7 protein-coding genes are annotated in these 9,938 nt (G+C 67.5%); 5 read left to right on the top strand and 2 right to left on the bottom strand.

Annotation, left to right across the window (positions count from 1 at the left end):
• Positions 1 to 540 (top strand): RICIN domain-containing protein (locus tag ACXN5W_RS29815; RefSeq protein WP_473161717.1); only part of this gene is annotated, 540 nt, incomplete at its 5' end.
• Between the two features lie 261 nt (positions 541 to 801).
• Complete coding sequence (locus ACXN5W_RS29810) at positions 802 to 2,352, top strand: cellulose binding domain-containing protein (protein ID WP_473161718.1); 1,551 nt, start codon at positions 802 to 804, stop codon at positions 2,350 to 2,352.
• A 99-nt stretch (positions 2,353 to 2,451) separates the two neighbouring features.
• Here the strand turns inward: ACXN5W_RS29810 and ACXN5W_RS29805 are convergent, their stop codons facing one another.
• Both ACXN5W_RS29805 and ACXN5W_RS29800 read right to left on the bottom strand, forming a co-directional pair.
• A complete protein-coding gene (locus ACXN5W_RS29805; RefSeq protein ID WP_473161716.1) occupies positions 2,452 to 4,548 on the bottom strand; it encodes a glycoside hydrolase family 44 protein in 2,097 nt (698 codons plus the stop codon).
• Between the two features lie 93 nt (positions 4,549 to 4,641).
• Complete coding sequence (locus tag ACXN5W_RS29800; RefSeq protein WP_473161715.1) at positions 4,642 to 6,420, bottom strand: glycoside hydrolase family 27 protein; 1,779 nt, start codon at positions 6,418 to 6,420, stop codon at positions 4,642 to 4,644.
• A 235-nt stretch (positions 6,421 to 6,655) separates the two neighbouring features.
• Here ACXN5W_RS29800 and ACXN5W_RS29795 point away from each other — a divergent pair, with 235 nt between their 5' ends.
• The 3 genes from ACXN5W_RS29795 (at position 6,656) to ACXN5W_RS29785 (ending at position 9,879) form a co-directional block, all read left to right on the top strand.
• Positions 6,656 to 6,814 (top strand): hypothetical protein, encoded by a 159-nt coding sequence (locus ACXN5W_RS29795; RefSeq protein ID WP_473161714.1) that lies wholly within the window; start codon positions 6,656 to 6,658, stop codon positions 6,812 to 6,814.
• 118 nt (positions 6,815 to 6,932) lie between these two features.
• Positions 6,933 to 8,351 carry an extracellular catalytic domain type 1 short-chain-length polyhydroxyalkanoate depolymerase gene (locus ACXN5W_RS29790; RefSeq protein ID WP_473161713.1) on the top strand — a complete coding sequence of 473 codons (1,419 nt, stop codon included), beginning with the start codon at positions 6,933 to 6,935 and terminating at the stop codon, positions 8,349 to 8,351.
• Positions 8,352 to 8,478: 127 nt separating this feature from the next.
• Entirely contained in the window at positions 8,479 to 9,879 is a 1,401-nt protein-coding gene (locus tag ACXN5W_RS29785; protein WP_473161712.1) for an extracellular catalytic domain type 1 short-chain-length polyhydroxyalkanoate depolymerase, read from the top strand.
• The last annotated feature ends 59 nt before the right edge of the window (positions 9,880 to 9,938 follow it).

Genomic DNA, 9,938 nt, shown 5'->3' with positions numbered 1-9,938 from the left:
GACAGTGACTCGTGGCGTACGGGGGAGAATCCGTTGTTGTTCGACAGCAACGGGAACAAGAAGCCGGCGTACACCAGTGTCCTGAACGCCCTCAACGCCGGCGGACCCACCACGCCGCCCACCAGCACGCCGCCCACCAGCACCCCGCCCGGAACCGGTCAGCAGATCGTGGGTGGGCAGTCCGGTCGGTGTGTCGAGGTGCCGAACTCGTCGACCACCAACGGCACCCAGGTGCAGTTGTGGGACTGCAACGGCGCCGCCGGCCAGTCCTGGACCTACACCTCGGGCAAGCAGTTGCAGGCGTACGGCAACAAGTGCCTGGACGCGAACGGCAAGGGCACGACCAACGGCACCACGGTGATCATCTGGGACTGTAACGGTGGCACCAACCAGCAGTGGAATTTCAACTCCAACGGCTCGATCACCGGCCAGCAGTCCGGCCTGTGCCTGGACGCGAACGGTGCCGGTACGGCCAACGGGACGAAGCTGATCCTGTGGTCCTGCAACGGCGGAGCCAACCAGCAGTGGAGCCGGCGATAACCGAATTCGCCCGGTAGTAGATCCGGCAGTGGATCCTGCCCCGTCCGGCCCGTCCGAGGCCGGACGGGGCAACTGCGATATCCCCGACCCTCCGTACCTGCGGCGGACCGCCGCCGAAGGGAGAACCTCGTGAGACGAACCACCGCACGCCGCCGGTGGGCGGCGAGCATTACCGCCGGGCTGCTGGCGACCTGCGCAGCCGTCGGCCTGCACGCCACCACGGGAGAGGCATTGGAGAACGGCACCGGCCGCACGCCGCCGATGGGCTGGAACAGTTGGAACACCTTCGGCTGCAACATCAACGAATCACTGATCCGGGGCATGGCCGACGCGATCGTCAACAGCGGTATGCGCGATCTCGGCTACCAGTACGTGGTGGTCGACGACTGCTGGTTCAACCCGAACCGGGACTCGTCCGGCAACCTGCAGGGTGACCCGAGCCGGTTCCCCAGCGGGATGAAGGCGCTCGGGGACTACCTGCACAGCAAGGGACTGAAGTTCGGCATCTACCAGGTGCCGGTGAACAAGACCTGCGCGCAGTACTTCAACAGCTATCCGGGCGCGACCGGAAGCCAGGGACATGAGGTGCAGGACGCCCGGCAGTTCGCCGCGTGGGGTGTGGACTACCTGAAGTACGACTGGTGCTCGCCGAACGGCACCATCAACGACCAGGTCGCCACGTTCGCGAAGATGCGGGACGCGCTGGCCGCGACCGGCCGGCCGATCCTCTACAGCATCAATCCCAACAGCATCCACTCGAAGACCGGCCCGCAGCGCAACTGGGGCGACGTGGCCAACATCTGGCGGACCACCGAGGACATCACCAACAAGTGGGACACCGGCCAGACCAACGGCTACCCGATGGGCATCCAGAACATCATCAATGTCACTGTCCCGCTCGCGTCGTACGCCCGGCCCGGCGCGTTCAACGACCCGGACATGATGGAGGTCGGCCGGGGCGGGATGACCGACACCGAGATGCGCTCGCACTTCGCGATGTGGGCCATGATGGCTTCGCCGCTGATCGCCGGCAACGACATCCGGTCGATGGACTCGGCCACCCAGACGATCCTGAAGAACAAGCCCCTGATCGCCATCAACCAGGACAGCCTGGGCCTCCAGGCCAGCCAGATCTCCTTTGACGGCACCCGGCGGGTGCTCGCCAAGCGGCTGGCCAACGGTGATGTCGCGGTGGCGCTGTTGAACCAGGGCAGCTCCACGACGACCATCTCGACGACGGCCTCCGCGATCGGTCTGACCGGCAACTCGTTCACCCTGGTCGACGCCTGGACCCTCGGCACCCTGCCGACCAGCGGTGCGATCTCGGCGAGCGTTCCCGGGCACGGCACGGCGGTCTTCCGGGTCAGCCCCGGAGCCGGGTCGACGACGGCTCCGCCGCCCACCACCGCGCCCCCGACGACCGCACCGCCCACGACCGCGCCTCCGACCACGGCTCCGCCGACCACCGCGCCGCCCACGACTCCGCCGCCGACCGGCGGTTGTCAGGTCGCCGCCACGGTGAACGCCTGGAACACGGGCCTGACCGAGGACCTGACCATCACCAACAACGGCACCTCGGCGCTCAACGGCTGGTCGCTGACGTTCACCCTGCCCGGCGGACAGAGCGTCGTCTCCGGCTGGAACGCCACCTACAGCCCGACCAGCGGTGAGGTCACCGCCCGCAACGTCTCCTACAACGGCTCCATCCCCGCCGGCGGCTCGGTGAGCATCGGCTTCCAGGCCAACCACACCGGCAACACCGCGAAGCCCACCGGCTTCACCCTCAACGGCACCGCCTGCGCCGCAGGCTGACCGGCACCGGGAAAGGGCCCGTCCCCGGATGACAATCCCGGGGACGGGCCCTTTCCCGTGGGTCACGCGGGCCCGCAGGATCCGGGCGCGCGGGTGTCGTCAGCCGCTGGTGCAGCTCAGCGTCGGTGTCGCTCCGTGGCTGCTCGCCAGGAACCCGAACGTGGTGACGCCACCCGCCGCGATCGAGCCGTTCCAGCTGACGTTGCCGGCGGACACGGTCGTGCCGGTCTGGGTCAGCGTGGTGTTCCAGGAACTCGTCACCTGCTGATCGCCGGGCCAGGTCCACTCGACCCGCCAGTCGCGGGTCGCCGAACCGCCGGTGTTGGTGACGGTCACGGTCCCGACGAACCCGGTGTACCAGTCGCTGTCGACATGCATGGTCGCCCGGCAGCCACCGGCCGGCGTCGACTCGGACGGGCCGGCGGTCGGCGAGGACGACACCGTCGGCGTCGGCGTCGGTTCGGACGTCGGCTCCGAGGTCGGGGTCTGGGTCGGCTCCGATGTCGGGGTCTGGGTCGGCTCCGAGGTGGGGGTCTGGGTCGGCTCCTGGTCACCCTTCGGCAGGACCAGCAGGGTGATGGAGTTCGCCGGGTACGTCCCGGCCACCGTGCCGCCGTTCACCTGCAGGTCACTGCCCCGCACGATCGAGGTGAGGTCGGCGGGACCGTAGCTGAACCGCTGCGCCTTGCCGGTGCTGGTGAACCCACCGACCGACAGCGGTGCACTCAGCTCGTTGCCCGTCTTGTTGATCACCATGACCGTCAGCGCGTCGTCGGACGAGCGCTGCGCCGCGTACACCGCAAGCTGGTCCTGGTCGCTGCTGGCGGCCGACACGCTCACGTCGCCGAAGCGGCCCCCGGCGCCGTCGTAGTTGCGGTACATCCGGAACGAGTAGGCGGCCGGGTCGGTCGGCTTGGGCTCGCCCCACATGGTGGCGAGGTCCAGACCCTCCCGTCCGAAGATGCCGAGGACGTCGGCCTCGGTCAGCGCGCCGTTGATGGTGTCCAGGGCGCCCCAGTTGTATTCGGTGATGGCGGTCTTCGTCCCGGGGTAGTACTGCGCCACCCACGACTTCATCTGGCGGATGAACTGCAGGGGCGGGGCGTTGACCCCGCTGGGACCGATCCACGACTCCTCGACGTACGTCGGGTCCCACAGCGACCGGGTGGACCGCAGCCGCCAGGCGTTGGAGTCGGGATCCGTACCGCTGTTGATCTGCGGGTAGTAGTGCTGGTCGAAGTAGTCGAGGTAGCGCTTCCCGCCGTGGGCGTCGCCGTAGTCCTTCATGTTCTTGAGGTACCACTGCGAGAGGTTGAGCCCACCGTGCGCGGCCGCGTCGGCGCCCGGCGCGCACCCGTCGACTCCGGAGGCGACCCATTCGCAGTAGCCCCAGCCCGACGGGCCGAGCACCTTCGCGCTCGGGTCGGCGGCCTTGATGGCGGCGGCGGTCGCCGTGCCCTTGTCGCCCAGCTCGTCGTTCGACACCGCGTCGGGGTGGATGTCCCGGTGGGTGGAACTCCACAGCACGGGCTCGTTGTCGAGTTCGTAGATCGGCACGCCGCCCTCGGCCGCCGTGCCGAACTGGTTCACCAGGTGCGACACCATCTCGCCGTCGAACGACTCGTCGGCCGGCACGGAGGTGTCCGTGGGGACGGCGCCGGTGATGTTGGCGTCGCCGTGCTTGCCGTTGCCGCAGTTGGCGTCCCAGGGATCGAAACTGTCCTGCTCCGGAAATCGTGTCGCCGGGAAGCCGCAGTTGAACGGGTGGTCGGAGGGGGAGTCCTTCGACACCCACCCGGCCATCGGAACCGCGACGATCGGCTTGATGCCACGGTCGAGGTTGGACTTGACCGTCGCCTCGAGAGTCTTGTCCGGACCCGCGACGATGTTCTCGAAATACCAGTCGCTGCCCGTGTTGTAGGTGTGGTTCTTGAAGTTGTAGCGACTGCTCGCGTTGCCGCCCCAACGCGCCACCGACATCCCGATCTCGGCGGCGAAGGCCGGATCCGCCCCGTTCAGCCCGTAGACATCCGGGCTGATCGCATGCCGGGCCGTGGCCGCGGCCACCGACAGGGTGAGTTCGGTGGCCGCGTTCGCGTTGGTGGCGGTGGCGACGGCCGAGGCCGCCGCCACCAGGGAAATGACCAGGCCAATGGCCGTGGCCGGTCGCGGCTTGCGCCGCGGTTGACTGCCCACCGGAGACTCCCTTAATCAATCGACAAAAGAAACTATCGAAGATTATCAACCCCTGGGTTGTCCGGCGTCAGGTGGTGCAGTGGGTCCGGATGGTCAGCTTCGCAGGCTCCACTGCTGGTTGGCGCCGCCGTTGCAGGCCCACAGGATCATCTTCGTGCCGTTGGCCGTGCCGGCGCCGTTCGCGTCGAGGCACAGGCCGGACTGCTGGCCGGTGATGGTGCCGTTGGAGTTGACGTTCCACTGCTGGTTGGGCTGGCCGTTGCAGTCCCAGATGATCACGGCGGTGCCGTTGCTGGTGCCCCGGTTGTTCGCGTCCAGGCACTTGTTGCCGTACACCTGCAACTGCTTGCCCGAGGTCGCGGTCCAGGACTGGTTGCTCCCGCCGGAACAGTCCCACAGCTGCACCTGGGTGCCGTTGGTGGTGGACGAGTTCGGCACCTCGACACACCGGCCGGACTGCCCGCCAACGATCCGCTTGGCCTGGGGGTCGCCCGGGTCGCTGCCGTCGGTGCCGGTCACGGTGAGCAGCACCGCCTCGTGGGCCGGGACGCTGGTCGAGTAGCCGGTGGAGAAACTGCCCAGGTCGGTCGCCGTCCACAGGTTGCGGACGCTGGCCGAGCCGGTCAGCCCCAGGTCCGACCAGCGGGCGGTGATGGTCGCCGCCCCACCGGTGCGGTTGAGCAGCAGTACGGCCCGACGTCCGCTTCCGGTCAGGACCTTGCTGTAGACCTGCAGGCCCGAGCTGTCGGCCACCTTGACGCCCTGCCGGCCGAGCGCGTCCTGGTCGACCGCGATCACCTCACGGTTGGTCAGGATCGCCCGGGTCTCGGCACTCATCTGGTCTAGCTTGTTGCCGGCCAGCAAGGGCGCGCCGGAGATGGCCCAGAGCCCGAAATGGGTACGGTTCTGCGCCGCGCTGAAGCCGGGCATGCCGGCGATGAGCATGTCCGGGTCGTTGTAGTGTCCCGGGCTCTGCGCGGACGGGTGCTGCGCCGAGTCGAAGTTGGCCAGGACGCGGTTCATGTCCGGGGACTGCCCGAAGTAGATGATGTCACCGCTGGTGCGCCACATGTTCGACATGCTCGGCGCCCAGTCCCACGGGTTGGCGACACCCCAGTTGCAGACCGACAGCACCATCGGTCGGCCGGTCTGCGCGGTGGCCCGGCCGACCGCGTCGCTGATCGCCTGGTACGCGGTGCGCGAGTTGAGCCCCTCGGCGTTCCCACCGCACCAGTCCACCTTGACGAAGTCGAACCCCCACCGGGAGAACTGCAGGAAGTCCTGGTCGTAGTGGCCCTCGCTGCCGCTGTTCGGCGCCGCCGGGCGACCCGTCGGATAGTAGTATCCGCACCCGTTGCGCCCGGCATCCGTGTAGATGCCCGCCTTGAGGCCCTTGCTATGGATGTAGTCCGCGATGGCCTGCATGCCGCCGGGCCACTCGTTCAGGTCGACGGTGATGTTCCCGGCGGAGTCGCGGGTTCCCTGCCACCAGCCCTCGTCGATGTTGATGTACTGGTACCCGGCGTCCTTCATGCCGGACGACACCAGCGCGTCGACCTGGTTCCTGATGACGGTGTAGTTGATCTGGGCGGCGAAGCTGTTCCACGACGCCCAGCCCATCGGCGGGGTCGTGATCGCGGCAGCCGCCGCCAGGGCCGGTCCCGTCGTCGGCACGGAAGCCGCCGTGCGGGCCGGACCCGAGGCCGCGGCGGCAGGCCGTGCCATGGCGAGGGCGCCGGCCGACACCATGACGAGTAGCGCGGCGAGCGCCGCGGTCAGCCGGCCGGGCCGCGTGGGCAGCCGCCGACCGGCGCGTACGGTTCTCGGCGTCACCGGCCGAGGTCGGTCGATGCCGTGGTCGTCACTCGGCACGGATCCTCCAGGAAATGTGCGGGGGACGGGCGACCGCTCGCCCGCACCACCCTAGCGCATGACAGCGACAATCCTCGATATTGTGGGTCGACCGGGCCAGGCGATTGACTACATCGACGGCGCTGAGTACCGTCCCGCGAAAAGACCATCGACATCGATGTCGACATCTTCATGTAACACCGATGAGACGTGCGCGGCAGCCGACCTCCCCCGGCCACGGCCACGGCTGTGAGGAGTGAGCCATGAGCGTCGAGGCGCCACCTTCGGCTTCCTGGCCAGCGTGTCCGGCGCCACCAACGCTGGACCGACCAGCCTCGCCCTCGACGGCGGCCACCCGCTCGGCCCCGTAGGCCCGCGCCGCGACGTCCCGGCGGTCGCCCATCGGGGCCGGTGACGGGCCGGACGTCAGCACCGAAAGTTAACGCTAACAACCAGCCTGGGAGCGACCCGGCGCGGCGACCGGCGAGGTCGGGCCGCCGTCGGCGGGCCCCCGGATCGAAAGAGAGCCACCGATGAGACGTTTTCTGCGGGCGGTGTTGGCGGTGGCGTTGTTGCCGCTGGCTGCCAGTGCTGTGTTGTTCCTGGCGCGGCCGGCGGCGGCTGCCTCGTTGACCAAGGTCACGAGTTTCGGTAACAACCCGACGGGTCTGAACATGTACATCTATGTTCCGGATCGGGTGGCGGTGCGGCCGGCGTTGCTGGTGTTGGTGCATTACTGCAGTGGTACGGCGTCGGGCATTTTCTACGGTAATGGTCATGATTATGCGACGGCGGCGGATCGGTACGGTTATGTCATTGTGGTTCCGGAGACGAAGGGGGGTACCGGGGCCTGTTTTGATGTGTCGACGGCGAAGGCGTTGAGGCGGGATGGTGGTGGTGATTCCACTGGCATCATGTCGATGGTCAGTTATGCGCGGCAGCGGTACAACGTGGATCCGGGTCGGATCGTGGTCAGTGGGTTTTCGTCTGGGGCGATGATGACCAATGTGCTGGCGGCGGAGTATCCGGATGTGTTTGCGGCGGGTTCGGCGTTCTCGGGTGTGCCGGCGGGGTGTTTCGCGACGACTGATGGGTCGACGTGGAACAGTCAGTGTTCGGGTGGGAATGTGATCAAGACTCCGCAGCAGTGGGGTGATGTGGCGCGTGCGATGTATCCGGGTTACACGGGTAGGTATCCGCGGATGCAGTTGTGGCACGGTACGACGGACACCACGTTGGCGTATCCGAACTTCGGGGAGGAGATCAAGCAGTGGACGAACCTGAACGGGTTGGGTCAGACCCCGGCGTTCACTGATCATCCGCAGTCGTCGTGGACCCGGACCCGGTACGGGAACACCGGAACCCAGGCCACCGTGGAGGGGGTCAGCATTTCGGGTGTCGGGCATCAGTTGCCGATGACCGGGCAACTCGCGTATGCCATCTCGTTCCTGGGTCTGGACAACAACACGCCACCCACCTCGGCCCCGCCGACCTCGGCCCCGCCGACCTCCGCACCACCCACCTCGGCCCCACCCACCTCGGCCCCACCCACCTCGGCCCCACCCACCAACACCACCGTCTTGCGGGGCGTCGGCTCGAACCGCTGCCTTGACGACCCGAACAACAGCACCACGAACGGCACCCAGTTGCAGATCTGGGACTGCAACGGCCAGGCCAACCAGCGGTGGACGTACACCTCGGGCAGCCAACTACAGGTGCTGGGTAAGTGCCTGGACGCCTATGGCAGCCAGACGACTTCGGGTACGAAGGTCGAGATCTGGGACTGCAACGGCGGCGCCAACCAGCAGTGGCGGCTGAACTCCGACGGCACGATCACCGGAGTCCAGTCCGGACTCTGCCTGGATGTCAGCGGGGCGTCCACCGCCAACGGCGCCACGACCCAGCTGTGGACCTGTAACGGTCAGACCAACCAGAAGTGGACGCGCTCCTGAACGTCCGGGTCGACCGAGTGGACCGCCCCGCCGGGCCGGGCGCGATCGGAGCAGACCGGGCCGACCGGGCCGGCCCGGATCGACCCTCGACGAGGGCCGATGACCAGAAGTACGGAGAGGACAGGCGATGAGACGTTTTCTGCGGGCGGTGTTGGCGGTGGCGCTGTTGCCGCTGGCTGCCAGTGCTGTGTTGTTCCTGGCGCGGCCGGCGGCGGCTGCCTCGTTGACCAAGGTCACGAGTTTCGGTAACAACCCGACGGGTCTGAACATGTACATCTATGTTCCGGATCGGGTGGCGGTGCGGCCGGCGTTGCTGGTGTTGGTGCATTACTGCAGTGGTACGGCGTCGGGCATTTTCTACGGTAATGGTCATGATTATGCGACGGCGGCGGATCGGTACGGTTATGTCATTGTGGTTCCGGAGACGAAGGGGGGTACCGGGGCCTGTTTTGATGTGTCGACGGCGAAGGCGTTGAGGCGGGATGGTGGTGGTGATTCCACTGGCATCATGTCGATGGTCAGTTATGCGCGGCAGCGGTACAACGTGGATCCGGGTCGGATCGTGGTCAGTGGGTTTTCGTCTGGGGCGATGATGACCAATGTGCTGGCGGCGGAGTATCCGGATGTGTTTGCGGCGGGTTCGGCGTTCTCGGGTGTGCCGGCGGGGTGTTTCGCGACGACTGATGGGTCGACGTGGAACAGTCAGTGTTCGGGTGGGAATGTGATCAAGACTCCGCAGCAGTGGGGTGATGTGGCGCGTGCGATGTATCCGGGTTACACGGGTAGGTATCCGCGGATGCAGTTGTGGCACGGTACGACGGACACCACGTTGGCGTATCCGAACTTCGGGGAGGAGATCAAGCAGTGGACGAACCTGAACGGGTTGGGTCAGACCCCGGCGTTCACTGATCATCCGCAGTCGTCGTGGACCCGGACCCGGTACGGGAACACCGGAACCCAGGCCACCGTGGAGGGGGTCAGCATTTCGGGTGTCGGGCATCAGTTGCCGATGACCGGGCAACTCGCGTATGCCATCTCGTTCCTGGGTCTGGACAACAACACGCCACCCACCTCGGCCCCGCCGACCTCGGCCCCGCCGACCTCCGCACCACCCACCTCGGCCCCGCCGACCTCGGCTCCGCCGACCTCCGCGCCGCCGACCTCGGCTCCGCCCACGAGCACTCCGCCGACGTCGGAGCCGCCGGTCCCGGGTGGTTGCCGGGTCTCGGACGCGGTGAACGCCTGGAACTCCGGACTGACCGAGAACATCACGGTCACCAACACCGGAACCGCCGCCATCGACGGCTGGTCCGTGGCCTTCACCCTGCCCGGCGGGCAGAGCATCACCAGCGGATGGAACGCCACCTACAGCCCGACCAGCGGACAGGTCACCGCCCGCAACGTCAGCTACAACGGCTCCATCCCACCGGGCGGCTCGGTGTCCTTCGGCTTCCAGGCCAACCACACCGGTAACGCGGCCGCCCCGACCGCCTTCACCCTCAACGGCAACTCCTGCACCATCGGCTGACAAACCACCACCAAGGGCCCGGCCCCCGGGGACAACACCCCGAGGACCGGGCCCTCGGT

It is taken from the genome of Plantactinospora sp. A48 (genome assembly GCF_055793945.1).
The sequence above is the reverse complement of the archived record's forward strand: the minus strand, read 5'-3'. Positions and strand labels throughout refer to the sequence as shown.